Annotated in this window: 21 protein-coding genes, 2 tRNA genes and 1 pseudogene; 10 read left to right on the forward strand and 14 right to left on the reverse strand. The window is 71.7% G+C overall.

Annotated elements, in window-relative coordinates; all coding sequences use genetic code 11:
- From ACXJKB_RS15525 to ACXJKB_RS15535, 3 genes and pseudogenes are all read left to right on the forward strand, one after another.
- A pseudogene (locus ACXJKB_RS15525) lies at positions 1 to 637 on the forward strand (hypothetical protein); the annotation flags it as partial.
- A gap of 56 nt (positions 638 to 693) precedes the next feature.
- A complete protein-coding gene (locus ACXJKB_RS15530; protein ID WP_457189884.1) occupies positions 694 to 1116 on the forward strand; it encodes an ATP-binding cassette domain-containing protein in 423 nt (140 codons plus the stop codon).
- 426 nt (positions 1117 to 1542) lie between these two features.
- Entirely contained in the window at positions 1543 to 2226 is a 684-nt protein-coding gene (locus tag ACXJKB_RS15535; protein WP_457189886.1) for a hypothetical protein, read from the forward strand.
- A gap of 395 nt (positions 2227 to 2621) precedes the next feature.
- Here the strand turns inward: ACXJKB_RS15535 and ACXJKB_RS15540 are convergent.
- Positions 2622 to 2695, reverse strand: a tRNA-Ile gene (locus ACXJKB_RS15540).
- Positions 2696 to 2707: 12 nt separating this feature from the next.
- A complete protein-coding gene (locus ACXJKB_RS15545) occupies positions 2708 to 3676 on the reverse strand; it encodes a GNAT family N-acetyltransferase (RefSeq protein ID WP_457189888.1) in 969 nt (322 codons plus the stop codon).
- A 172-nt stretch (positions 3677 to 3848) separates the two neighbouring features.
- Between ACXJKB_RS15545 and ACXJKB_RS15550 the strand changes: the two genes are divergently transcribed.
- Positions 3849 to 5249, forward strand: coding sequence for a DUF1800 domain-containing protein (locus tag ACXJKB_RS15550; RefSeq protein WP_457189890.1), 1401 nt, complete (start codon positions 3849 to 3851; stop codon positions 5247 to 5249).
- A gap of 1 nt (position 5250) precedes the next feature.
- Positions 5251 to 6558, forward strand: coding sequence for a DUF1501 domain-containing protein (locus ACXJKB_RS15555; RefSeq protein WP_457189891.1), 1308 nt, complete (start codon positions 5251 to 5253; stop codon positions 6556 to 6558).
- Between the two features lie 24 nt (positions 6559 to 6582).
- Here ACXJKB_RS15555 and ACXJKB_RS15560 read toward each other — a convergent pair whose 3' ends face one another.
- Positions 6583 to 7785 (reverse strand): sulfite oxidase, encoded by a 1203-nt coding sequence (locus tag ACXJKB_RS15560; RefSeq protein WP_457189893.1) that lies wholly within the window; start codon positions 7783 to 7785, stop codon positions 6583 to 6585.
- 87 nt (positions 7786 to 7872) lie between these two features.
- Here ACXJKB_RS15560 and ACXJKB_RS15565 point away from each other — a divergent pair, with 87 nt between their 5' ends.
- Positions 7873 to 8625, forward strand: a complete 753-nt coding sequence (locus ACXJKB_RS15565) for a PIG-L deacetylase family protein (protein WP_457189895.1) — start codon at positions 7873 to 7875, stop codon at positions 8623 to 8625.
- Here the strand turns inward: ACXJKB_RS15565 and ACXJKB_RS15570 are convergent.
- Both ACXJKB_RS15570 and ACXJKB_RS15575 read right to left on the reverse strand, forming a co-directional pair.
- A complete protein-coding gene (locus ACXJKB_RS15570) occupies positions 8579 to 9448 on the reverse strand; it encodes a hypothetical protein (protein ID WP_457189897.1) in 870 nt (289 codons plus the stop codon). The genes ACXJKB_RS15565 and ACXJKB_RS15570 overlap by 47 nt on opposite strands.
- A gap of 126 nt (positions 9449 to 9574) precedes the next feature.
- Positions 9575 to 10267 (reverse strand): GAF and ANTAR domain-containing protein, encoded by a 693-nt coding sequence (locus ACXJKB_RS15575; RefSeq protein WP_457189899.1) that lies wholly within the window; start codon positions 10265 to 10267, stop codon positions 9575 to 9577.
- 517 nt (positions 10268 to 10784) lie between these two features.
- Here ACXJKB_RS15575 and ACXJKB_RS15580 point away from each other — a divergent pair.
- Positions 10785 to 12536: a glycosyltransferase family 2 protein gene (locus tag ACXJKB_RS15580; RefSeq protein ID WP_457189901.1), complete on the forward strand. Its 1752-nt coding sequence runs from the start codon at positions 10785 to 10787 to the stop codon at positions 12534 to 12536.
- Between the two features lie 36 nt (positions 12537 to 12572).
- On the opposite strand, the gene ACXJKB_RS15585 is transcribed toward ACXJKB_RS15580, so the two are convergent.
- The 3 genes from ACXJKB_RS15585 to dnaG form a co-directional block, all read right to left on the reverse strand.
- Positions 12573 to 12645: transfer RNA gene (locus ACXJKB_RS15585), tRNA-Asn, on the reverse strand.
- A gap of 52 nt (positions 12646 to 12697) precedes the next feature.
- Positions 12698 to 13135, reverse strand: a complete 438-nt coding sequence (locus tag ACXJKB_RS15590; protein WP_457189903.1) for a hypothetical protein — start codon at positions 13133 to 13135, stop codon at positions 12698 to 12700.
- A gap of 74 nt (positions 13136 to 13209) precedes the next feature.
- Positions 13210 to 15114, reverse strand: coding sequence for a DNA primase (gene dnaG, locus ACXJKB_RS15595; RefSeq protein WP_457189905.1), 1905 nt, complete (start codon positions 15112 to 15114; stop codon positions 13210 to 13212).
- Between the two features lie 140 nt (positions 15115 to 15254).
- On the opposite strand from dnaG, the gene ACXJKB_RS15600 reads away from it, so the two are divergent.
- Genes ACXJKB_RS15600 through ACXJKB_RS15610 form a run of 3 tightly spaced genes read left to right on the forward strand, consistent with a single transcriptional unit; the run spans position 15255 to position 16313 of the window.
- Complete coding sequence (locus tag ACXJKB_RS15600; protein ID WP_457189907.1) at positions 15255 to 15674, forward strand: phage holin family protein; 420 nt, start codon at positions 15255 to 15257, stop codon at positions 15672 to 15674.
- On the forward strand, positions 15667 to 15927 hold the full coding sequence (locus tag ACXJKB_RS15605) for a DUF3618 domain-containing protein (protein ID WP_457189909.1): 261 nt from the start codon (positions 15667 to 15669) through the stop codon (positions 15925 to 15927). The genes ACXJKB_RS15600 and ACXJKB_RS15605 overlap by 8 nt, the downstream gene beginning before the upstream one ends.
- 56 nt (positions 15928 to 15983) lie before the next feature.
- Entirely contained in the window at positions 15984 to 16313 is a 330-nt protein-coding gene (locus ACXJKB_RS15610) for a YtxH domain-containing protein (protein ID WP_457189911.1), read from the forward strand.
- A 50-nt stretch (positions 16314 to 16363) separates the two neighbouring features.
- Here the strand turns inward: ACXJKB_RS15610 and ACXJKB_RS15615 are convergent, their stop codons facing one another.
- From ACXJKB_RS15615 to ACXJKB_RS15640, 6 genes are all read right to left on the reverse strand, one after another.
- Complete coding sequence (locus tag ACXJKB_RS15615) at positions 16364 to 17632, reverse strand: deoxyguanosinetriphosphate triphosphohydrolase (RefSeq protein WP_457189913.1); 1269 nt, start codon at positions 17630 to 17632, stop codon at positions 16364 to 16366.
- A 47-nt stretch (positions 17633 to 17679) separates the two neighbouring features.
- Positions 17680 to 18525: an SH3 domain-containing protein gene (locus tag ACXJKB_RS15620; RefSeq protein ID WP_457189915.1), complete on the reverse strand. Its 846-nt coding sequence runs from the start codon at positions 18523 to 18525 to the stop codon at positions 17680 to 17682.
- A 298-nt stretch (positions 18526 to 18823) separates the two neighbouring features.
- Entirely contained in the window at positions 18824 to 19963 is a 1140-nt protein-coding gene (gene dusB / locus ACXJKB_RS15625; RefSeq protein WP_457189917.1) for a tRNA dihydrouridine synthase DusB, read from the reverse strand.
- A gap of 83 nt (positions 19964 to 20046) precedes the next feature.
- Positions 20047 to 21171, reverse strand: a complete 1125-nt coding sequence (locus ACXJKB_RS15630) for a hypothetical protein (RefSeq protein ID WP_457189919.1) — start codon at positions 21169 to 21171, stop codon at positions 20047 to 20049.
- 99 nt (positions 21172 to 21270) lie between these two features.
- The gene (locus ACXJKB_RS15635) at positions 21271 to 22671 is read right to left on the reverse strand and encodes a glycine--tRNA ligase (protein ID WP_457189921.1); all 1401 of its coding nucleotides are present in this window, start codon (positions 22669 to 22671) and stop codon (positions 21271 to 21273) included.
- A 63-nt stretch (positions 22672 to 22734) separates the two neighbouring features.
- The gene (locus ACXJKB_RS15640) at positions 22735 to 23064 is read right to left on the reverse strand and encodes an antibiotic biosynthesis monooxygenase family protein (protein ID WP_457189923.1); all 330 of its coding nucleotides are present in this window, start codon (positions 23062 to 23064) and stop codon (positions 22735 to 22737) included.
- Positions 23065 to 23099 lie beyond the last annotated feature (35 nt).

The following is a 23099-nucleotide window of genomic DNA, read 5'->3' on the forward strand; positions in this document are numbered from 1 at the left end:
GGCTGCGGCCGCCCCGACGTCGCCGCCCGCCGGCCGGGCAGCGACGCCTCCCCCGACCCCGGCGAGCCCGGTCGCGGACACCACCCGCGGACGGTCGCGCGGCTGGGTGGCGGCCCTGGTCGCGCTCGTCCTGGTGGCGGGCGTCGGTGCGTGGCTGCTGTGGCCGCGCGACGAGGAGCCGAGCGACGCCGGTCGGAGCGACGCCTCACCGAGCGCCTCGCAGGACCCGACCTCGGACGCCCCGTCCGAGAGCCCCAGCGACAGCCCGACCGAGAGCCCGTCCGCCACCGACGAGCCGACCGACGAGCCCAGCCCGTCCAACGCGGCGGGCGGGACCCCCGCGGCGATGCGGTCCTTCGTCCAGGACTACTTCGCGACCGTCACCTCGGACCCGGAGGCGACCTTCGCCATGCTGACGCCCGAGTTCCAGTCCTCGAGCGGCGGCATCGAGGGCTACACCGGGTTCTGGAGCACGATCGAGTCCGCGACGCCGCGGGCCATCAAGGCCGATCCCCGGTCGCTGAGCACGACGTACACGATCGACTTCGTCACCACGTCGGGCCAGACCCGGACCGAGCAGGGACGGCTGCAGCTCGAGCAGCAGGGCGACACGTTCCTCATCGCCGGCGAGGGATAGCGCTCCGGGGCGCGCACGTCGCCCGGTGTGTGACCCGGCTCACTTGCGACAACCTCGTGCGCATCTACCAGTCGGAGTCCGTCGAGGTGCAGGCGCTGAAGGGCCTGGACCTGCTCGTGCACGAGGGCGAGATGGTCGCGCTGGTCGGCGCCTCGGGGTCGGGCAAGTCGACCCTGCTCAACGTGCTGGCCGGCGTGGACTCGCCGACAGCGGGCCGCGCCCGGGTCGCTGGTAGCTCGTCACCCCCGGTGCTGGTCGCTGCCGTGACCGGGCTCGCGGTCGGCGTCGGGTGCGCCTACGCCGCCCTCGGCGCCCTCTCTCTGGGGAGCCTCAGCGCGGCACCGGGACCCCCGACCCCCGCCGTGCCGTGGTGGACCGTGCTGTCCGTCGCGCTCCTCGCGGGCTGCGCCGTGGTGCTGGCCCTCCTGGACTGGCGCCGCGCGCGGGGCACCCCGCTCGCGGAGCTGCTGCGGACCTGATCGCACCGGCGTGGGGCACGCCCACGGGCCGGGACCACTGCGTAGGGCGGGTGGGGGTCGAACCTGCAACCTGGGGATGGCGAGCACTGGCGCTGAATGCGCTGTGCACTCAGGCGTGAAACAGGCTGCGAACTGGGATCGTTTCCGGCGAATCCTTCGCTGTTCAAAGGCTCTTCGCGCCGCTCCCGTTAGGGGCGGCGGGCGCCGGCCGACACGTGCACCTCCAGCGATCCCATTTGGCCCGAGCACTGCCCGTTCCTTTTATGGCCACATGTGCGTAGCGTCGAACTTCTCACCCGTTCGGGTGACCCACTCGGGATTCGTGTCAACTTCACGGGGCGTGTGCGTCGGGCCGGGCGGATCTACCGAAGGAGAATCGCCGTGACGCATTTACCCATGCTCAAGAACAGAGGAGTCGCGCTCGTCGTGAGCGCCACCGCCTTGGCCTTGATCGCTGGGGGCGGCGGGGCTGTGGCTGCCTCGCTCATTACCTCAGCAGATATCAAGGACAAGACCATTCAGACGGTCGACCTGCACAAGAACGCAGTGACCAGCCCGAAGGTCAAAGATCGCTCGTTGAAGATGGCGGACCTCAACCAGTACGTGCAGGACGCGATCGCGGAGGCTGGACCCCAAGGTCCGAAGGGTGACCCCGGAGCAAGGGGTGCCACTGGACCGGCTGGTCCAACCAGCGTCATCTCTACGTCGACACACCTGACGGCACCCAACCCCGCCTATGGCGGCGCCAACGTCGTCGACATCCCGCCGAGCCCCATCAATGCCAGCAACGACGGCAGGACCCCGATGCTCACGTTCACCCTGGACGCTGGGAAGTACTACATGTCGGCGTCGGCCCAGTTCTTCCATCTGGGAGGGCCCGCTTCTGGCGAGGACTACGGAGTCTTCGGCACCCTCATGAACGGGGTTATACAGCCCGGCAACTCCGTTTCCCCCAACATCCCGGACATCGTCCCTAACCCGGCGCAAACGACCGCGGGTGGAATCTTCATCGTCCCTGCCAACAACACCCAGATCACCGTCGTCGGAAGTATTCGCGGCACTGTGGGGGGCCAGGGCGGAGTGGCGGTCGAGGTCCTGAAGATCGGCTAGTCCGTTCGTCCGCTGTAGCAACATCTCGATGGCGGCCCTTGGCTCACATCGCTTACGAGCCAAGGGCACTCTTCCTTTCGAAGGCCTCCTGCTGGCCTTCTTCGCGGCCTGCTGCGCGGCCGCCGGAGCCATCGTCCGTTTCCGGACACTCGCCGCAGGCGGCGGTACCGCGACGCCCGGTCGGGCTCCGGTGCGACATCGCCGGAGGAAAACGTCGCCGTCGGAGGCGGCGGAGGTGATGGAGGTGATGGAGTTCCGAAGGGCCATGACTGGGCTTGCCGTCGCGCGAACACTCGATGCTCCGCGCGCGGCTCGGAAACGTGCCGTTTACTCCAACCGAACGGATGGGACCCCTCTGATCCATTCTCCCGTTCATGCAGGTCATCCGGTAGTTGTAGGGCGGGTGGGGCTCGAACCCACGACCCAAGGATTATGAGTCCTCTGCTCTGACCGACTGAGCTACCGCCCCTCGGGGCGCACCCTAGGCGATGCGGGCCTCGACCTCGTACATGTGCTCCACGACGCGGAAGCCGAGCGCCGTGTTGGTGCGGTGCATCGTCGTGTTGGACGGCGCGGTCCACGTGTGCACGAGCCGGACGTCGTCGGGCAGGTCGGCGTAGTTGGCGGACTTGAGCGCGGCCCCCAACCGGTGGCCGCGGTGCTCGGGCATCACCAGCGTGTCGTCCTGCCAGCCGTAGTCGGTGCCGTGCGGGACGAAGAGCAGCGAGTAGCCGCCGAACGTGCCGTCCGCACGCCGGCGGGCGGCGGCCACGCGGACGTCGTACGCCCGCATGAGCCGTTGCTCCGACATGGCCAGCCGCGCGTCGTCGAGGACCTCGGGCTCGAGGTCGAGCTCCCCGGTCGGGACGTCGGCGTTCATCTGGTTGCGCATGGCGAGGTAGGCCTCGCGGTGCTCGTCGGGGCAGCGCCCACGCCAGGTGACGACGTCGTACGCCGGGTCGATGCGCCACGTGGCGACGGGGAGGTCGGCGACGAGGTGGTCCTCGCGGTGCTTGTCGACCGTGCCCATGGCCGCGGCGAACTCGCGGGCGGGCCCGGGCGTGGCGACGTCGACGGTCACCTCTCCCCCGACCCGGGTGCGGTCGGCGGCACGGGCGCGCTCCACCACGGCCTGCCACAGGGCACGGCCGACACCGCGGCGCCGATGGGTGGGCAGCACCTGCACCTCGGCCCACGCGACGTCGGTGTTCTCGCTCAGCGGCAGCTCGAGCTCCGCCACTCCGATGACCTCGCCGCCCTCGACGGCCTGCAGCCACGTGCGTGCGTAGTGGGTGCTCGGCGAGGTGGCCGTGACCTCGAAGGCGGCCGCTGTGGTGACCAGCGCGTGCGGCCGGTCCGACCGGGCCGCCCGCTCCATCACGTCGTGCCACGCGGCCCGCGCCGCCTGGTCGGTCGTGTCGAGCTCCACGATCTGCACGTCGGTGTCCACCGGCACATCCGACCGCACCCGCCGGCCGACGGGCAACCGGGATTCGGACGTTCGACTTCGCGTCCGCCGCCCGGCATGGGACAGTGACGCGTCTCGGAAGCGGCTCGGGTACGGGAGGACCTCGGTGGCCAAGGATCGGTCTGCTCTGTTGTCCCCGTCGCAGCGTCACCTCGTGACGCGCTTCGGCTACGGCATCGACGCAACGCTCGCGCGCGACGTACGCCGTGCCGGCGGGGCGCCCGCATGGTTCGAGCAGCAGCTCACCCGCCCGGGCTCGTTCCCGGACGGGTCTGCTGACGCCGTCCGACCGTGGTGGCCCGACCTCGACCGGCGGCCCTCCGACCTCTGGCAGCGCCAGGTCCAGGAGGTCCGCGGCGGCTGGCAGGTCATGGAGGACTACGGCCGCTGGCTGCTCGTGCGGCGCATCCGCACGCGGCGCCCGGTGCTGGAGAAGATGACCGAGTTCTGGGAGGCGATGCTCCACGTGCCGGTGAGCGGCGACGCCCACTTCACCTGGCGGGTGGACTACGGCGACACGGTCAGGCGCCACGCGCTCGGCCGCTTCGACGAGCTCCTGGCCGCGACCACGACCCACCCGGCGATGCTGATCTTCCTCTCCGCCGCGACCTCGACCAAGCGCGCTCCCAACGAGAACCTCGGGCGCGAGCTGCTCGAGCTGCACACGCTCGGCGCGGGCACCTACGACGAGGACGACGTCAAGGCGTCGGCGCGGATCCTGACCGGCCACCACGTCGACCTCTGGGAGTCGTGGAAGGCGTCGTACGTCAAGGAGGACCACGCGACCGGCAAGGTGCAGGTCAAGGGGTTCACCCACAAGAACCGCAAGGCCGACGGCCGCGAGGTCACCCGGGAGTACCTCCGCTACCTCGCGCACCACCCGCTGACCGCCCAGCACGTCTGCGAGCGGCTGGCGACCAAGTTCGTGCGCGACGACCCGCCGCGATCGCTGGTGAAGCGTCTGGCGAAGGTCTACCTGAAGAACGACACCGCGATCGTGCCGGTGCTGCGCGCGCTGGTGGCCAGCAAGGAGTTCCGGTCCTCCGCGGGCGACAAGCTGCGCGACCCGGGCGAGGACGTCGTCGCCACCTACCGCGCCCTGGGCGTCGATGTAGGCCGACCGAGCCGCAACGACTCCGCGTCCAACGCGATCCTCTGGCAGGCGTCCCGCCTGGGCCTCAGCCCCCATGCCTGGCCGCGACCCGACGGCACCCCCGTCACCGACCGGGTGTGGGCCTCGCCCTCGCGCGCGCTCGGCTCGATGGACCTGCACTACTCGATGGCCGGCGGGTGGTGGCCCTCCGAGGGCATCCGCTACCGCACGCCGGGTGCGTGGGTGCCGTCGAAGAAGCCGGTGCGCTTCGAGGACCTCGTCGACGCGGTCAGCCGCGACCTGCTGCACCGGCCCGCGAGCAAACGCCTCGTGCAGACGGCGACCATCGCCACCGGCTGCAAGGCCCGGGAGAAGATCGACCGCGACCACGCCCTCTACCAGTGGGGCTTCCCGCGGCTGCTGGCCGCCGTCCTCGACTCCCCCGACCACCTGGCGTGCTGACATGACTGCTTCCCACCCGACCCCTGCCGTCCCCGCCGCTCCGGGGGCCCGACCCTGCGGCTGCCCCGACTACGACGAGGCGCGGCTGGCCCTGAGCCGACGCGCACTGCTCGGCACCGCCCTCGCCGGCGGCGCCGTCGCGCTCGGCCCGTCGCTCACGGGCGCCGGCCCGTCGGCGTACGCCGTCACCGGCCGCAGCGCAGCCAGGCTGGCCGCGCCGGGCGGCTCCGTGCTGGTGATCCTCTCGCTGCGTGGCGCGGCCGACGGCCTCTCGCTCGTCGTCCCGCACGCCGACCCGGTCTACTACGCCGCGCGACCGCGCCTGGCGATCCCCCACACCGCGCTGCTCGCACCGGACGCGATGTTCGGGCTGCACCCCGCCCTGGCCCCGCTGCTGCCGATGTGGGACGCCGGCACGCTGGCCGCCGTGCACGCCACCGGCATGGCCGCACCCAACCGGTCGCACTTCGCGGCCATGGAGGCCATCGAGGACGCCGCCCCCGGCTCGTCCGAGCGCACCGGCTGGCTCAACCGCCTGCTGGGCGAGCTGCCCGGCACGTCGCCGCTGCAGGGCACGGCGATGGGCAACCAGGCGCCGACCTCGCTCTTCGGCGCGCAGCCGGCCTTCGTGGTCGGCCGGGTCGACCAGGCCAAGGTCGCGGGCGCCGACGAGGAGGGTCGCCGGCTGGCGTCCCTGGCGCACGCGTGGCGCGGCAGCAGCCCGATGAGCCGCGCGGTGCGCGACGCGATCTCGGGGGCGCAGACCTTCGGTGCCGCCCGGGACACCCCGGCCGGCGCGCCTGCCACGGCGTACCCCTCCAGCGGGCTGGGCCAGGCTCTGTCGGACGTCTCCCGGATCGTGCGGTCCGGCGTCGGCACCGAGGTGATCACCGTCGACCAGGGCGACTGGGACATGCACACCGACGCGGGCACGCTCGAGTGGGGCGACATGGTGCGCAACGCCTCCGACCTGGGGAGCTCGATCGCGGCGTTCTTCTCCGACCTCGGACCGGCCGCCGAGCGGGTCACCCTCGTGACCCTGAGCGAGTTCGGCCGCAGGGTGCGGGAGAACGACGACTACGGCACCGACCACGGCTTCGGCAACGTCATGTTCGTCGCCGGCGCCGGGGTGCGGGGCGGCCGCTACTACGGCTCGTGGCCGGGCCTGTCCGACACGCCGGACGCCGACCTCCTGGTCACCACCGACTACCGCAGCGTGCTCGCCGAGGTCGTCACCCGACGCTTCGGCGTCTCGATCGCCCAGGTCTTCCCGGGCTTCGCCCCGCAGGCCGTCGGCGTGATGGCCTGACGGTCTCCCCGTCCCTGCAGGCGGTCAGACGACCTGCACGGGGTGGCGCACGACGGCGTCGAAGAAGTAGCCCTGGGTGTTGAAGGCGGCCACGAGCGGCTGGGTGCGGCCCTGCTCGTCGGTCGCCCGGGCGAGCAGCTCGTGCCGCCCGGGGCGCGGGTTGCCCCAGCGCACGGACCACTGCGTCCAGCCTTCGTCCTCGCGGGACCGGCGGTCCAGGACGGCGGGGCGCCACCTGGCGCCGCCGTCGAGGCTCACCGAGACGCGCGTGATCCGGCCGGCGCCGCTCCACGACCGACCGGTCAGGGTGACGGGCCGCGACGGCAGCACCTGCTCCGGGGCCAGCTCCCACGCGGAGCGCACCGGGTTGACCGTCAGCGGCGGGGAGTCGGCCGGCCAGTCGGGGCCGACCATCCGGTAGAAGGTGGTGTTCCACGGCGACGTCAGCTGCGTCGTCGACACCTCCAGCGACCCGAGCCACTTGATGCTCGCGATGCCGACCCAGCCGGGCAGCACCAGTCGGAGCGGGTAGCCGTGGTCGGGCAGCAGGTCCTCGCCGTTGATCCCCCACGCGAGCAGCGCGTCGTCGAGCGCCTTCTCCACCGGGAACGGACGACGCACCCGGCCGTAGTCCGTGCCGCCCGAGACGAAGGGGTCATCGAGCCCGGTGGCCTGGATGGACACCGCGTCCGGCGACAGCCCGACGGAGGCGAGCACGTCGCGCAGGCGGACGCCGCTCCAGCGCACGGTGCCGACGGCGCCGAGGGTCCAGGCGGTGCCGGAGACGGTCTGCCCCTGCTGGGTCCGGAAGTAGCTGCGACCGTTGCCGGTGCACTCCACCACGGCGGTGAGCTCGTGGTGGGGCAGCCGCTGGAGGTCGGCGAACGACAGGCTGAGCGCCTCGCCCTCCCCCCTCGGCGTCGCCAGTCCGTCGCCGTGCACGCGCAGCGCGTAGGTCGACCGGTCGACCTGAGGGGTGCGGGTGTGGTTGCGCACGAACAGGCGGGACTGGGGCGTGAGGTAGCGCTGGGGGTCGACCGAGGCCCAGCGCATCTCGGCGTTGGTCCCGAAGTCGGTGAAGTAGGCCGGCGGGGTGGGCTTGAGGATGAACGGCGACGCAGCGGACACGGGGGCTGCGCGCCACACGGAGGTGGGGACGACTGCGGCGCCGGCGAGCGCAGCGGCGGCGGTGAGGAATCCACGTCGGGTCGGCGCGTACGAGGTCATGGGCCGACCATATAGGAGTAAGTCGTTCGTTTCACTACACAACGCACGCGGGCAGACACCCCGTCCTCGCGGTGCCATGCTCGGTGCATGACCGCCGAACGACCCACGCCCCCGTCCTTCGAAGCGCTGCCCGAGGACTGGCAGAGTGCCCTGTTCGTCGTGGCGCACCCCGACGACATCGAGTACGGCGCGGCCGCCGCGGTCGCGCGGTGGACCGGCCAGGGGAAGAAGGTCGTCTACTGCATGGTGACCAGCGGCGAGGCCGGGATCGACGGGATCCACCCCGACGAGTGCGGGCCCCTGCGCGAGGCGGAGGAGATCGCGTCCGCCGCCGCCGTCGGCGTCGACGAGGTGCTGTTCCTGCGCCTGCCCGACGGAATCCTGGAGTACGGCGTCGAGCTGCGGCGCGCGCTCGCGAAGGTCGTGCGGGAGCAGCGACCCGACGTCGCGCTGACCATCAACTTCCGCGAGACGTTCGGCGGCACCAACCTCAACCAGGCCGACCACATCGCCGTGGGAAAGGCGCTCCTCGACGCGGTCCGCGACGCCGGGAACCGCTGGGTGTTCCCCGAGCAGCTGACTGACGGGCTCGAGCCGTGGGGCGGCGTGAAGGCGGTGTGGGCGGGAGGGTCACCGCAGGCGGCGCACGCGGTGGACGTCACCGACACGTTCGCGGCCGGGGTCGCCTCCCTGAAGGAGCACCGGGCCTACATCGAGGGGCTCGGCTGGGAGGGCTGGGACCCCGAGGAATTCCTCGACGGGATCCTCCGCGGTGGTGGCCAGGGGCTCGGCGTCACCCACGCGTCGACGTTCGAGGTGTTTCCCCTGGGCTGGGGCTGACGGTCCCCCGCCCGAACCGCCGCCTGCCCCGGCGCGGCTCCCGCGCACCCGCACCGGCGAACCGCGCCCCCACCAGCGGCGGCGGGGTCGGTGCGGCCTCCACGACGACCCCGTCGGGCGTCTCGTGGACGGCCGCGGGGTGGGCTGCAGTGGGCTCGTCCTGCGTCGGCACCGACGACAGGTCGTGGGCCGCCAGGATCGCGCGCACCTCGTCGATCGTCGCGAGCAGCGCGTGCTCGTCCGTCTCGTCCGTGCACGCCACCAGCGCGTGGCGACCGAGCGACGCGCCGACCACGAACGCCTGCTCGAACCGCAGCCGGACGAAGCCGGCCACGTGCTGGTCCTCCAGCGAGCGCAGGATCGCGAGCATGCGGTTTCCCACCTCGTCGAGATGACGCCTCGCCGCCCCCTCTCCGGCCGTGGCGACGACGCGCGACCCGGCCGTGACGACGCCGGCCCAGCGGACGCCGTCGACGGACTGGAGCCGGTCGACGCAGTGGACGACCGTGGCCGTGGCGTCCGCACCGCCGACCACCATGAAGGTCGGCACGGTGCGGGCCTCGGCGGGCGCGAGCACTGCCCGGTAGGTGCCCTCCCCGGCTGGGGTCCAGGTCACCCCGACCGTCAGGCGGCGCGTGCCCACCGCCTCCAGGGCGCGCAGGTCGCCGGCCTCGACCAGCTCGCCTGCGCGGCGGGCCAGCCGGCCCGTGTAGGGCAGGGCGGCGGCGAGCGCACCTGCTGCACCGTCGTCACCGACCACGGTCCCGTCCGGGCGTACGACGAACTCGCGAGGGTCGTGGCCATCCATCGGTCCTGCGCTCATGGCGCCACCCTGACCCAGCCCGGAGTCGGACGGAGGCGGCGTAACGCACAGTTCACACGCGACCGCGGAAGCGTTACGCCACGGCAATCCGCCGCACCGGCCGGGGGCTGACGCCAGGAGCAGCGGCTAGGGAGCCGACCCCGGCAAGGTGCCCGTCTCGACCACCTGCTGAGCCACCGCGAAGAGCTTGATGTTCTGCTGGGACGAGAGCCGCTTGAGCACGGCGAAGGCCTGGTCCGAGGTCAGCGCGAACCGCTCGCGCAGGATCCCGGTCGCCTCGCCGATCAGCTGCCGGCTCGTCAGGGCCGTGTGCATCTGGTCGTGCCGCACGGTCGCGCTGAGGGCCACGGAGGCGTGCGTCGCCGCGACGAGGCCGTCGAGCTTGTCCTCGTGGTCGAAGGCGTCGGGCTCGTAGGCGTAGAGGTTGAGCATGCCGATGCTGTCGTCCTCGACGAACAACCGGAAGCCCAGGTAGGCCCGCACCCCGGTCCGGTCGACCACCTCGCTCCCCCACCGCGGCCACCGGGCGTCCCTGCTGAGGTCGCCCACCGAGACCATGTCGACGGCCGGATTCCCGCTCATGGACGGCCCCTCGGCGAGGTCGTGCTGCAGGTCGTCCATGACCTGCAGCGACGCATGCGTGTGGGCGCAGGTGTCGTTGCGTCCCGGCCGCAGCACGCAGACACCGGCGACGTCGCACGCGTCGATCAGGTCGACGGCCATCGTGGCGATGCGTTGCAGGGTGTCGGCGGGGTGCCGGGCCGCCGACATCTCCCGGGCGGCCTCGGCCAACCGCCGTCCGAACTCATGACGATCCATCCTCACGCATTCCCTCCGGCGGTTCGACCCCGAGCGCATCGTATAGATGCACCGGTGGACCCCGAGCCGTCAGGCGGAGGGGACGGCCCGGGCGGCCGCTTCTTGACCGCCCGGGCCTGGGTCCCCTGCGAAGTCGCGACGCCGCAGGGACCTGGCCCGCAGTACCCGGATGCGCCGCAATGATCCGTTCCGGGCACGAGTGAACTGCCTCACCCGGGAGGGATGAGGTGGAGCGTCCGTCCGCGGGCTAGCGTCGCCGCACGTCGATGTGCACCGGTCCCGTGACGAGAGGGTGTAGCCGCATGGTGGTCATGATCACGAGCACGGGCGTCTACCTCATCGTGGCGGTGGTGCTCCTCGTCATCGTCGCCGGCGGCGTCGTGGTGGGCTACCGCAAGTACCGTCGGCCGCAGCCCTAGACGCCCCGCGACGTTGTTCGGCGACGGCGAGCCGGCAACCCCGCTCGAGATGGCGACAGAGGGATGACCAGGCCGTAGCCGGCCGGGAATGGGTGGCGATGGAGGATCCGGCCGCGCAAGCGACTCGGAGTGCCAGCCTGCGGGGGCGCGCCGCGCTGCTGGGGTGGGTGACGGCGGGGCTCGTCGTGCTCAGCCTGGTGCTGCTTGCGGTCGCGGCTTGGCAGCTCACGACGGTGGACGGCCGGGAGACCATCTCCGACACGGCTGTGCTCCCTCTGAGCGTGGAGTTCAGACCGCCCGGGCTGGCCGTGTTCCTGGCTGCCGTCGCGCTGGTCGCGGCCACCTTCCTCGCCCTGGCCGCGCTGGAGACGGCCACGGCGATGCAGGTCCTCAACCGCGACCGCCGCATCCCTCCCCCGCTGCCGGCGCACCTGCAGCAGGCCCGCAGATGGACCTTGGGACCGGTTGCTGTCCGCAGCCTCGCCATGGAGCACCCACCGGAGTGGCCGGCCCTCGCCGTCCCGAGCGAGGACCTGCCACCAGGCACCTGTCTGCGCTGCACCGTCCTGGTGCCCGCCCATGACGAGGAGGCCGTCATCGGCGCGACCCTGCGCTCGCTGGCCGACCAGACCCGGCGTCCGGACCGGATCATCGTGATCGCCGACAACTGCGCCGACGCCACGGGAGAGGTGGCAGGCGCTTCCGGGGTGGAGGTAGTGGAGACCGTCGGCAACACCGAGAAGAAGGCCGGCGCGCTCAACCAGCAGCTCGCGCTGCTCCTGCCCTCGCTCGACGCCGAGGACGTCGTCCTGGTCATGGATGCCGACTCGACGATCTCCCCCGACTTCCTGGATACCGCACTCGGTCTGCTCGAGGACGACGCAGACCTGATGGCGGTCGGCGGGCTCTTCTTCGGCGAGGGGGGCGGTGGGCTGGTCGGGCAGCTCCAGCGCAACGAGTACGGCCGCTACCAGCGGATCGTCGCCCGCCGGCTCGACCGGGTCTTCGTGCTGACGGGCACCGCCTCGGTGATCCGCGGTTTCGCCCTGAGCGCCGTGGCCCAGGCCCGGGGCTCCCTGATCCCCGGCCCACCGGGCAAGGTGTACGACACGCTTGCGCTGACCGAGGACAACGAGCTCACGCTCGCCCTGAAGACGCTGGGCGCCCAGATGACCTCCCCGCACCAGTGCCGGGTCACCACCGAGGTCATGACCCGCTGGCGCGACCTCTGGCGGCAGCGCCTGCGCTGGCACCGAGGAGCCTTGGAGAACATCGGCGCGTACGGGTTCACCCGCGCGACCGCGATGTACTGGACGCAACAGCTCGCGCTGGGATACGGCGTTGTCGCCCTGTGGTCCTACCTCCTCCTCCTGGCCATCACGCTGCTGGCGGCCGACAGCATCCGCTGGTCGCCCTTCTGGGTGGGCATCGGCCTGGTGTTCCTCCTCGAACGACTGGTCACCGTGTGGGCAGTCGGGTGGCGGGCCCGCGTGCTGGCCGTGCCCGTGGTCATCGAGCTCGCCTACGCCGCCTTCCTCCAGGCCTGCTTCGTGACGTCGATCGTCCAGATCGCCACCGGACGCAAGGCCGGGTGGAACTACGTCGCCCGCCCCGCTCTTCAGGCGGCGACGCTTCCGGTGCTCTTCGCGTTCGGCATCGTGCTCCCGAGCTCGGTCCTCCTGACGGACTGGTACCGGTCCCTCAGCATCTGGGTGGCGTTCAACACCCTGGTCTTCGTCGTCCTCAGCCTCCTGCAGCTGCTTCCGCCGCTGCGCCGCGACGCCCGGCGTGCCTGGTCCAGGCGGGGCGACGCCCACGAGCCTGCAGGGGACATGCGAAACGGCTCCTGACCTGCGTTGATGCAGGTCAGGAGCCGATTTCTACTGCTCCCCCGGTTGGACTCGAACCAACAACCCTCCGATTAACAGTCGAATGCTCTGCCAATTGAGCTACAGGGGATCGCTTGTGCAGCGAGGCGAAACCTTAGCAAGCCTCGACACCGCGGGTGAAATCAGGGCATGCCAACGTCACGACGGGCCAGCTCGAGTGCCTCGCTGGCTGCGGCACGGACCTCCGGGTCGTCGGGGTCGACCCCCTCGTCGTACTCGTAGACCCACTGGACACCACCCGCACCGGACGGTGCACGCCGCGCGATCACCCGCAGGCTGCGGCTCCGGCCGAGCGTCACGTGGCGCTGCAGCACGACGCTGGCGGTGACCCGCTCGCGGACCAGCTCGAGCAGCCGCCCCGGATCGGTGAGCGTGGCGGTGTGCACCGGTCGCTCCTCGCCCCAGCTGCCGACCTCGGAGAGCCGGAACGTGTCGGTGTCGCGGTCCCAGTTGGCCGCCTCGACCTGCTCCCAGGGCACCCGCCGGGTCTCGCCGTCCCGGACGACGTAGAACGCGTCACGGGTGCCGGCGAGGACCGCACCGTCGGTCGCGGTGGTCATGGCGAGCACCTTCTCGCCGCGCGGCACCGTCACGGACGGGACGAGCGAACGCCTCCGCCAGCTGATGGGCATCATCAGGACTGGCCTCCCGGCTGGCCCACGGCACCCTCGCGGAGCTTGCGGCGGTGCTGCTCCAGCATCACCAGCTCGCCGAACATGCGGTTGTAGTCGAGCGCCTGGTCGACGGGGTTGGTGCGCTGGAGGCGGGCCTTGACGTCGGCGATGCGCCGGGACGTGGTGAGCTCTTGGAGCCGGTAGACGTAGGCGACGGCGAACGTCGGGTTCGGGTCCGTGGTGCCGCGGACCGGCTCGACCCCGAGCTCGGTGACCGCCGCGACGACGGCGGGGTCGGTGGCCGACCCGCGCACCTTGGCGGCCCACCCGGCGTCGTCGACGCCGGCGACGGGCCCGCCGGCCGCGGTCACCGCCTCCCAGACGCCCTGGAACGTCGGATGGGTGAAGTCGCCCGTGGTCACGTGGGCGGTCGTGCGGCCCACCCCGGCGGGGTGCTGGATGACGAGCTTGAGCAGCTCGCGCTCGATGAGGAAGCGAGGGTCGGACAGGCTCGGCAGCGCCGGCCGGGCCGGCTCCGGCGCCGGCGTGGCGTCGCCGCGGACCGGACGGCGCTCGTCCTTGGCGGCGGCGGCGGGGCGATCGGCTGCCCGACGCACCTCCGCCCGCACCTGGTCGAGGTCGACCCCGACCATGTGCGCGAGCTCGCGGGAGAACGTCTCGACCTTGGTCTTGTCGCGGATGCCGGCCACCAGCCCGGCGGCGTCGCGAAGCGCGTCGACACGGCCGTCGGCGCGGTCGAGGTCGTAGCGGGTGAGGACGTTGTCGAGCGCGAAGCGGTAGAGCGGCTTGCGGCTCGCGACCAGCTCGCGCACGGCCTCGTCGCCCTCCTTGAGCCGCAGGTCGCAGGGGTCCATCCCCTCGGGGGCCACGGCGACGTAGGTCTGCGACGCGAACACCTGGTCGCTGTCGAGCACCTTCATGGCAGCCTTCTGCCCGGCCGAGTCGCCGTCGAAGGTGAAGATCACCTCGCCGCTGGTGGTGTCGTGGTCGCCGAGGAAGCGGCGCAGCACCCGCGCGTGGTCCTGGCCGAAGGCCGTGCCGCACGAGGCCACCGCGGTCTTGACGCCAGCGAGGTGGCAGGCCATCACGTCGGTGTAGCCCTCGACGACGACGGCCTGCTGGGCGTCCTTCATCGCGGTGCGGGCCAGGTCGATGCCGTAGAGCACCTGGCTCTTCTTGTAGATCGCGGTCTCGGAGGTGTTGAGGTACTTCGCCTCGATGCGGTCGTCGTCGAAGATCCGGCGCGCGCCGAAGCCGATCGTGTCGCCGTTGGCCTCCCGGATCGGCCACACCAGGCGGCCGCGGAAGCGGTCGTAGTGGGAACGCCCCAGCGCGACGAGCCCGGCCGCGACCGACTCCTCGTCGCTGAACCGCCGACCGCGCAGGTGGCGCACCAGCGCCTCGCCGTCGCGGGGCGCGAAACCCACCCCGAAGGTCGCGGCTGCGGACTGGTCGAACCCGCGCTCGTGCAGGAACTGCCGCGCGACCACGGCGTCGGGGCCGGCCAGCTGCTCGGCGTAGAACTGCTGGGCGACCTTGTGCGCCTCGATCAGTCGGCCGCGGGCCGGCCCGCGGGGTCGTACGGGCTCGTCGTCGCCCTCCTCGCGGCGCAGCTGGACGCCGAACTTCTCGGCGAGCCGCTCGACGGACTCGGTGAAGGTGAGCCCGTCGACCTTCATCAGGAAGGAGATGACGTCACCGCCCTCGCCGCAGCCGAAGCAGTGGAAGAACTGGCGGGCCGGGTTGACGTTGAACGACGGCGTCTTCTCGTCGTGGAAGGGGCACAGGCCCTTGAGCGACCCGCCGCCCGCGCGCTTGAGCGTGACGTAGCCCGACACCACGTCGTCGATCCGCGCCTTCTCGCGCACCTCGGCGATGTCGTCGTCGCGAATCCGGCCTGCCACGCCGGGGAGTCTACGGGCGCCGTCCCACGAGCACGCCGGAGTCTCCACAACGGTTGTCGGGACCCCGGATCCCGGCGTCCGGCCACCCCTTGGGGCGTACGTCGCTGGTGCCCGGTGGGTGCGTCTGGGAAGGTCGAAGCATGACCGCTCAGCACGGCGCTCCAGAGGGTCAGACCCAGGACCAGACCCTCGGCGCGCTCGTCCACCAGCTCACCCAGCAGGTCCCCGAGCTCATCCGCTCGGAGATGCGCCTCGCCCAGGCGGAGGTCGCCCAGAAGGGCAAGCGCGCAGGCGTCGGGATCGGCATGTTCAGCGTCGCCGGCCTGCTCGCGTTCTTCGCGTTCGGGTCGATCGTTGCGACCGCGATCCTCGCCCTCTCGCTCGTCGTCGACGCCTGGCTGGCCGCCCTCATCGTGGCGCTCGTCCTGCTCGCCGGCGCCGCCGTGGTCGGCATGGTCGGCAAGAACAAGGTCGCCGAGGCCGGCCCCCCCGCCCCCGAGCGGGCGATCCAGGGGCTGAAGGAGGACATCGCGACGGTGAAGGGAGACCACCATGAGTGACCAGACGCCGGAGAAGACGCCGGAGCAGCTCGAGGCCGAGATCGCACTGCAGCGCGAGCAGCTGGCCGGGACCGTCGACCAGCTCGCCGCCAAGCTCGACGTGAAGTCGCAGGCGCAGCAGCGGGTGGCCTCGCTCAAGGACGCCGCCACGACCGACACCGGCCAGCCGCGCACCGAGGTGCTCGCGGCCGCCGGCTCGCTCGTGGCGATGGTCGTGGTGCTGCTGCTGTGGCGGCGCCGCGGCGACCACTGAGCACCACTGCGGGCACCACACCGCACACAGAAGCCAAACCAGGGAAGGGAGACCCCATGAAGAAGCTCATGCTGCTCGTCGCCGGAGGTGTCGGCTACGTGCTCGGCGCGCGTGCGGGCCGGGAACGCTACGAACAGATCAAGAAGGCGGCCACCCGCGTCAAGGAGGACCCGCGGGTCCAGGAGAAGGCGCACCAGGCGGCCGACCTCGCCAAGGACAAGGCCCCCGTCGTCAAGGACAAGGTCGCCGCGGCGGCCAGCACGGCGGCCGACAAGGTGACGCCCTCGGGCGGCAGCGGCGACCACCGCTCCGACCTCGAGGAGCAGCTGCACCCCGACAGCACGGCCCGCCAGGACGACCCGTACCCGCAGGGCAACCTGCCGTAGGTCGTCGCACGCACGCCTGAAAGGGGCCCGGCCATCTGGCCGGGCCCTTTTCAGGTGAGCGCGGCGTGACGCGCGACGGCGCTGGCGTCGGTCAGTGACGCGACCTGGTCCACGACCACGCGTCGGCGGCCCGCGTCGTCGTCTGCGTGCTCCCAGTCCTCGACGAAGACCGGGTCGAGGCCGTCGACCCCGCGCGCCCACAGCGCCTCGACGAGCTCCGCGACGAGCTGGCGCTGGCGTTGCATCAGCGCCACCCGGTCGTCGGCCTGCATCACGTAGTGGGCGGCGATCCCCTTGAGGACCCCGATCTCGACCTCGGTGGCCTCGGGCACCACCAGGTCGGCGCGGTGCCGCACGGGCGGCTCCCCCGCCGTCGCGGCGAAGGTCGCCTGCTGCACGCTGCCGCAGAAGCGGCCGATGAGGTCGCTGGTGAGGTTCTTGATCGCGGCGAGGCTGCGCCTGCTCCCGTCGTACGACGACCGGGGCCAGCTGCCCACCGCCCGCAGGTCGGCCAGTGCCACGTCGAGGGCGGCGTCGTCGGCCCCGGGCAGGTACCACGAGCGGACGGTCTCCCAGAGCGCGTCGCGGTCGAGCCGGGTGAGGTCGAGGCGACCGGCCACGATGCCGTCCTCGACGTCGTGCACCGAGTAGGCGACGTCGTCGGCGAGGTCCATCACCTGGGCCTCCAGGCAGCGCCGGCGGCCCTCGACGCCCGACCGCACCCAGTCGAAGACGGGGCGGTCGTCGTCGTAGACGCCGAACTTCACGACGACCCGCGGCGTGCCGTCGGCGTGGACCCCGTGGGGCCCGGTCGCCTCCGCCCGCGCCCAGGGGTACTTGGTGCAGGCGTCGAGCGTGGCGCGCGTCAGGTTGAGCCCGACCGAGCGACCGTCGGCGTCGAAGGTCTTCGACTCCAGCCGCGTCAGCAGGCGCAGGGTCTGCGCGTTGCCCTCGAAGCCGCCGCAGTCGGCGCTGAGCTCGGCCAGCACCCGCTCGCCGTTGTGGCCGAACGGCGGGTGGCCGAGGTCGTGGGCGAGCGCTGCGGTCTCCGCGATGTCGGGGTGCGTCCCGATGGCCCGGGCCAGGTCGCGGGCGACCTGCGCCACCTCGAGGCTGTGCGTGAGGCGGTTGCGGACGAAGTCGTCGGTCTGCGGTCCGACGACCTGCGTCTTGGCCGCGAGCCGGCGCGACGCCGCCGCATGGACGACGCGCGCCCGGTCGCGCTCGAACGCGAGCCGCACCGGCGCCTCCACCCGCTTGGGTGGCTCGGCGACGATGCGCTCGCGCGCCGAGTCGTCGTACGGGTCCTCGATGCTCATGGGCCGGTCAGCCTAGCGAGCGCCTCGGACGCCGGCGACGCCCCGCCTCAGTAGACCGTGACGTGCACGTGGTCGTAGTGGTTGGCGGTCGTCGACCCGCGGTCGGACATCCCGCGCCAGCCCTCGCCGGAGCGCTCCACGGACCAGATGTTCTGCGAGTAGATGATGTACTCGATGCCCAGCGAGGCGTAGTTGGCACGCAGGAAGTTCGCGATGGCCCAGCCGGTCTCGCCGGTCACCATGATGTCGATGGCACGACCCTGGCCGTGCTCGCCGTCACCGCGCCACGTGCCGTAGCTGGTCACGGAGGGCCAGTTGGCGCACACCACGTCGTGGATGTCGTAGAGCGCCGCGTGACCGGCGTCGATGGACGAGCCGTTGGAGCAGACCCCGCCCAGGCTCGGGCCGGCGGGTTCCTTGGGCTCGGGCTTGGGCTTCTCGGCGCTGAGGTAGTCGGAGGTGACCCAGCGCGACTGGCCATCGATGACGACCTGGGTGCGGCCGGCCTGCTTGCGGCCGGTCACGGACACCTGCTTGATGGCTCCGATGACGCCCAGCTTGTCGGACGCCTCGGACGGGCCGTCCCAGAGGTTGAGGACGTCGGTGGTCCACACGGCGTCGTCGACCTTCTCGGCCAGCTGGCGGGCCTTCCTGTTCACGCTACGGTCCTCGCGTGCCGCGGCGATCTTCTTGCGCGCGGCGGCCTCGGCCTTCGCGGCGGTGCGGATCTGCGAGCGCGAGACGGTGGTCGTCTCGCTGCGCCGACGGAGCGTGGTGTCGTCGACGGTTGCTCCGGCCGCCGGCTGGGAGGTGCCGGACGAGGCGAGCAGGTTGTCGTTGGTCGCCGGCTCGGCGGCGAGGACGCCCATGGTCACCGCGGACAGCGTCGCCACGACGGCGAGCGGTGCGGAGACGAGGACGGAACGGGGGATCCGAGACGGACGGGGGGTGGTAGCAGGGGCTTCCCGCTTGTGGCGATGCTGAGCCACAGCGCTGATCCTTTGCACTTGCTGACGGGGGACGTTGCGCCGATCCACGAGCCCGGAAACGGGGGAAGAACTCGTGCCCACGTCGACGCGATCATCGAGTGAAGCACAGGAAACTCGGCCTGTCCCAATCTTCCCCGGTAAATTCCAGCGTGTTCCGGCTCACCGTCACGGGATCCGTGCGTACGACGCCGGCGCCGCGGGATCAGCCCCCGGTGGTCTCGTCGACGTCCTCGCGCAGGTGCGCGCCGCGGCCGTCGGTGTCGTCGAGCCACCCGTCGGGGAGCACGACCCGCTTGCGTGGCGCCCCCTGCCGTCCGCGTGGCGTGCCGAGCTCGCGCTCGGGGAACGGCGCGGTGTCGTCGAGCCCCGCGAGCAGCTCGTCGAGGGAGGCGAGCGAGTCGACGAGGGCCAGCTGGTGGCGCAGCTCACCGCCGGCGGGGAACCCCTTGAGGTACCAGCTGATGTGCTTGCGGAACTCCTTGCATCCCCGCTCCTCCCCCATGTGCTCGGACAGCAGCTCGGCGTGGCGACGCATCATCGCCTTGACCTCGCCGAGGACGGGGAGGGTGGCGACGTCCTCCCCGTGGAAGGCCGCGGCCAGGTCGCGGAAGAGCCACGGGCGCCCGAGGCAGCCACGGCCGACGACGACGCCCGCGGCGCCGGTCTGCTCGACCATCCGCAGCGCGTCGGCGGCCTCCCAGATGTCGCCGTTGCCGAGGACGGGGATGTCGACGTGGTCGACGAGGGCGGCGATGGCGTCCCAGTCGGCCTCGCCGGAGTAGGCCTGCTGCACCGTGCGCCCGTGCAGGGCGATCGCGGCGACACCGCTCTCCTGGGCGAGGCGGCCCGCGTCGAGGTAGGTCAGGTGGTCGTCGTCGAGGCCCTTGCGGGTCTTCATCGTCACCGGGACGTCGTACGGCGCCGCGGCGGCGACCGCGTGCTCGAGGATCTCGCCGAGGAGGCCGCGCTTCCACGGCAGCGCTCCCCCGCCGCCCTTGCGGGTCACCTTGGGCACCGGGCAGCCGAAGTTGAGGTCGACGTGGGCGACGCCGTGGTCGGCGCAGAGGATCTCCACGGCCTTGCCGATGTAGACCGGGTCGGTGCCGTAGAGCTGCACCGACCGCACCGTCTCCAGCTCGTCGAAGGTCAGCATCTTCTTCGTGACCTCGTCGCCCTCGACGAGGCCGCGGCTGGTGATCATCTCGGAGACGTAGAGCCCGGCGCCCTGCTCGGCGCAGAGGCGGCGGTAGGCGGCGTTGGTGATGCCGGCCATCGGCGCGAGCACGACGGGGGTGTCGACGCGCAGCGAACCCAGGGTGAGGGAGTCGGGCACGACGGTCATGCCCCCATTGTCGGAGCCGGATCGGGCCGGCCCAAATCAGCCGGGTCCGCGCGTCCGGCCGGTCTCCTGCTCGCAACGCGGGATCACCACATGAATCGCTCGAACGGCACCGAGATGTCGCTGCCGAAGTCCGAGGCCCGCTCGCAGTCGCGTCCCCCGACGGGGCAGCGCACGAGCACCGCTCCGCGCGCCGTGGTCAGCTGGAAGACGTAGCTCGCATCGTCCTCGAAGCGCGCCGTCTGCTCGTGGTCGTTGATGATCGACCAGGTGTCCTCGGTGATCTTCGGACCGAACGCGATGTGGTCGACCAGCGAACCGTCGGCCATGGACCGTACGTCGAGGATGGCGCGGCTCGTGAAGCCGGAGCGGGTGATCCGCAAACCGATCGCCGTCGCCCCGTCGGGCGAGACGTCGAGCGGCTGGAACGGGGCCGACCACGCCGGCACGACCGGCGCCGAGATCGGGGTGGGGCCGAAGTCGCGGCCGCTGGTGCGTACGAACATCAGGTCGCGCCGGAGGTCGGCGTGGACCGCGGAGGTCGCGACCCGGGTGAAGCGCTCGTCACCGGCCCAGTCGGCGACCCGGAGCCGGCCGAACTCGTTGTCGTACCAGGTGAGGACGTGACCCGCGTCGGCGTCGAACGGCTGGAAGAACGCGCCGCTGTAGCTGGTCCCGCCCAGCCTGCCGGTCGCGGTCGCGCGCAGCTGCGTCGTGCTCCCCCCGCGGTCGTAGGTGGTGGTCAACAGCTGGGCGCCGTCGCGGGAGAGCCGGAAGCCGACGTAGGAGTCGGCGTAGTAGGGCATCCGCGAGCGCGGCACCCGGACCGGCGCGGCACCGGGGCGCACGAGGTCGACCGTGGCCTCGCCGGGACCGCTGGAGGAGTCGGCGCGCCGCCACGTCGCCACCGCCCACCCGGTGCCGACGGCGCCCAGGAGCGCGATCCGCTGGCGGCCGTGCGGGATGCCGACGCGGACGGTGGTGCCGTCCGCGGCGTGGATGACGCCGTCCTGGAGATGGTCGACGGCCGCATCCGGGCCGCGGTCCAGCTCCCGCGGGTCGATGGTCCGCGGTCCCGACGCCCGGTCACGGGTGCGGTCCTGGCTCGGGGCGGGGTCGGCCAGCGCCACCGGCGCGGTCGAGGCGGCCACCCCGGACAGCAGCACCCCGAGCGCGGACAGGGTCAGGAACGTGGCCGTACGACGACGCATGGTGATCCCCCGATCGTGGACCCTCCAGGTCCGGACCGCCCCAGCGTGCCACCGGCGCCGACGGGGCGCCAGAGCCCCGGGGCGGCAGGGTCAGCAGGGTCAGCAGCCGACGAGGCGCTCCGCGAACCAGCGGGTGATGCCGTCGAGGCTGACCCGCTCCTGGGCCATCGAGTCGCGCTCGCGGATGGTGACCGCGTCGTCGTCGAGGGTCTCGAAGTCGACCGTCACGCAGAACGGCGTACCGATCTCGTCCTGGCGGCGGTAGCGGCGACCGATGGCGCCGGAGTCGTCGAAGTCGACGTTCCAGTTCTCGCGCAGCTCGGCGGCCAGCGCCTTCGCCTTCGGCGAGAGATCGGCGTTGCGGCTCAACGGGAGGACCGCGACCTTGACCGGCGCGAGGCGCGGGTCGAGCTTGAGCACGACGCGCTTGTCGACGCCGCCCTTGGTGTTGGGGGCCTCGTCCTCGGTGTAGGCGTCGATGAGGAACGCCATCAGCGAGCGGGTGAGACCGGCGGCCGGCTCGATGACGTAGGGCAGGTAGCGCTCGTCGGCGGCCTGGTCGTAGTAGGACAGGTCCTTGCCGGAGAACTCGCTGTGCTGCTTGAGGTCGAAGTCGGTGCGGTTGGCGATGCCCTCGAGCTCCTCGAAGTCACGACCGGAGAACCCGAAGCGGTACTCGATGTCGGTCGTGCCCTTGGAGTAGTGCGACAGCTTCTCCTGCGGGTGCTCGTAGTGGCGCAGGTTGTCGGGGTTGATGCCGAGGTCGACGTACCACTGGGTGCGCTGCTCGATCCAGTAGCGGAACCACTCGTCGTCCTCGCCGGGCTTGACGAAGAACTCCATCTCCATCTGCTCGAACTCGCGCGTGCGGAAGATGAAGTTGCCGGGGGTGATCTCGTTGCGGAAGCTCTTGCCCATCTGCGCGATGCCGAAGGGCGGCTTCTGGCGGCTCGAGGTCACCACGTTGGCGAAGTTGAGGAAGATGCCCTGCGCGGTCTCGGGCCGCAGGTAGTGCAGGCCCGACTCGTCCTCGATGACGCCGAGGTAGGTCTTGAGCATCATGTTGAAGTTGCGCGGCGCGGTCCACGCGTTGCGGGTGCCGCAGTTGGGGCAGGCGACCGACTCGTTGATGTCGACGGTGTCGGGGTCGTCGATGCCCTTCTTCGCCGCGTGGTCCTCCTGGAGGTGGTCCTCGCGGAAGCGCTTGTGGCACGACTGGCACTCCACGAGCGGGTCGCTGAAGGTGCTCAGGTGGCCGGAGGCCTCCCACGTGCGGGTGGGCAGGATGACGCTGGAGTCGAGGCCGACGACGTCGTCGCGTCGCGTCACCATGAACTTCCACCACTGGCGCTTGATGTTCTCCTTGAGCTCCACACCGAGCGGGCCGTAGTCCCAGGCCGACTTCGTACCGCCGTAGATCTCACCGCAGGGGTAGACGAAACCTCGGCGCTTCGCGAGGGAGACGACGTTGTCCAGGGCGGTGGGAGCGGGCTTGGCCACGGTGCAGGTCCTTCAGGTGTGGGCAGGTCGGCAGGCTGGCTGCCGGCTCGGAGAAACGAACGGTCAGCCTATCGAGCGGGGGTGCGCCTCGTTGAGGTCGGTCCCCTCCTCGACCACCTCGTAGGCGCTGGGCTCGTCGAGCGCGTGCACCATCAGCGGCTGGATGTGCATCTTGCCCTCGTACGACCCCAGCGCGCGCCGGTAGGAACCGACGTTCTCCCAGCGCGTGGTCAGCACCCAGAGGGACGGGTCGTCGACGTTGCGGCCGACGTCGCCGCCGACCCACCCGGGCTTGGCGGCCAGGATGGCGAGGGCCTGCAGCAGGCCTGCGCGCAGCTCGCTCTCGGCTGCCGCGTCGGGCAAGGGCGTACGGAGGCGGGTGACGACGAGCACGGGCTCACCCTACGGCCCGCCGGTTTGACAACGGT

The sequence above is a fragment of the Nocardioides sp. P5_E3 genome (assembly GCF_054049275.1).

What these genes read in the sequence shown, in the direction of transcription:
- ACXJKB_RS15570 (WP_457189897.1), bottom strand. Translation starts at nt 9,448, where the DNA reads ATGAGCGCAGGACCGATGGATGGCCACGACCCTCGCGAGTTCGTCGTA.
- ACXJKB_RS15560 (WP_457189893.1), bottom strand. Translation starts at nt 7,785, where the DNA reads ATGACCTCGTACGCGCCGACCCGACGTGGATTCCTCACCGCCGCCGCT.
- dusB (WP_457189917.1), bottom strand. Translation starts at nt 19,963, where the DNA reads ATGACCGTCGTGCCCGACTCCCTCACCCTGGGTTCGCTGCGCGTCGAC.
- ACXJKB_RS15615 (WP_457189913.1), bottom strand. Translation starts at nt 17,632, where the DNA reads ATGAGCATCGAGGACCCGTACGACGACTCGGCGCGCGAGCGCATCGTC.
- ACXJKB_RS15630 (WP_457189919.1), bottom strand. Translation starts at nt 21,171, where the DNA reads ATGCGTCGTCGTACGGCCACGTTCCTGACCCTGTCCGCGCTCGGGGTG.
- ACXJKB_RS15565 (WP_457189895.1), top strand. Translation starts at nt 7,873, where the DNA reads ATGACCGCCGAACGACCCACGCCCCCGTCCTTCGAAGCGCTGCCCGAG.
- ACXJKB_RS15555 (WP_457189891.1), top strand. Translation starts at nt 5,251, where the DNA reads ATGACTGCTTCCCACCCGACCCCTGCCGTCCCCGCCGCTCCGGGGGCC.
- ACXJKB_RS15610 (WP_457189911.1), top strand. Translation starts at nt 15,984, where the DNA reads ATGAAGAAGCTCATGCTGCTCGTCGCCGGAGGTGTCGGCTACGTGCTC.
- ACXJKB_RS15590 (WP_457189903.1), bottom strand. Translation starts at nt 13,135, where the DNA reads ATGACCACCGCGACCGACGGTGCGGTCCTCGCCGGCACCCGTGACGCG.
- ACXJKB_RS15575 (WP_457189899.1), bottom strand. Translation starts at nt 10,267, where the DNA reads ATGGATCGTCATGAGTTCGGACGGCGGTTGGCCGAGGCCGCCCGGGAG.
- ACXJKB_RS15605 (WP_457189909.1), top strand. Translation starts at nt 15,667, where the DNA reads ATGAGTGACCAGACGCCGGAGAAGACGCCGGAGCAGCTCGAGGCCGAG.
- ACXJKB_RS15580 (WP_457189901.1), top strand. Translation starts at nt 10,785, where the DNA reads ATGGAGGATCCGGCCGCGCAAGCGACTCGGAGTGCCAGCCTGCGGGGG.
- ACXJKB_RS15600 (WP_457189907.1), top strand. Translation starts at nt 15,255, where the DNA reads ATGACCGCTCAGCACGGCGCTCCAGAGGGTCAGACCCAGGACCAGACC.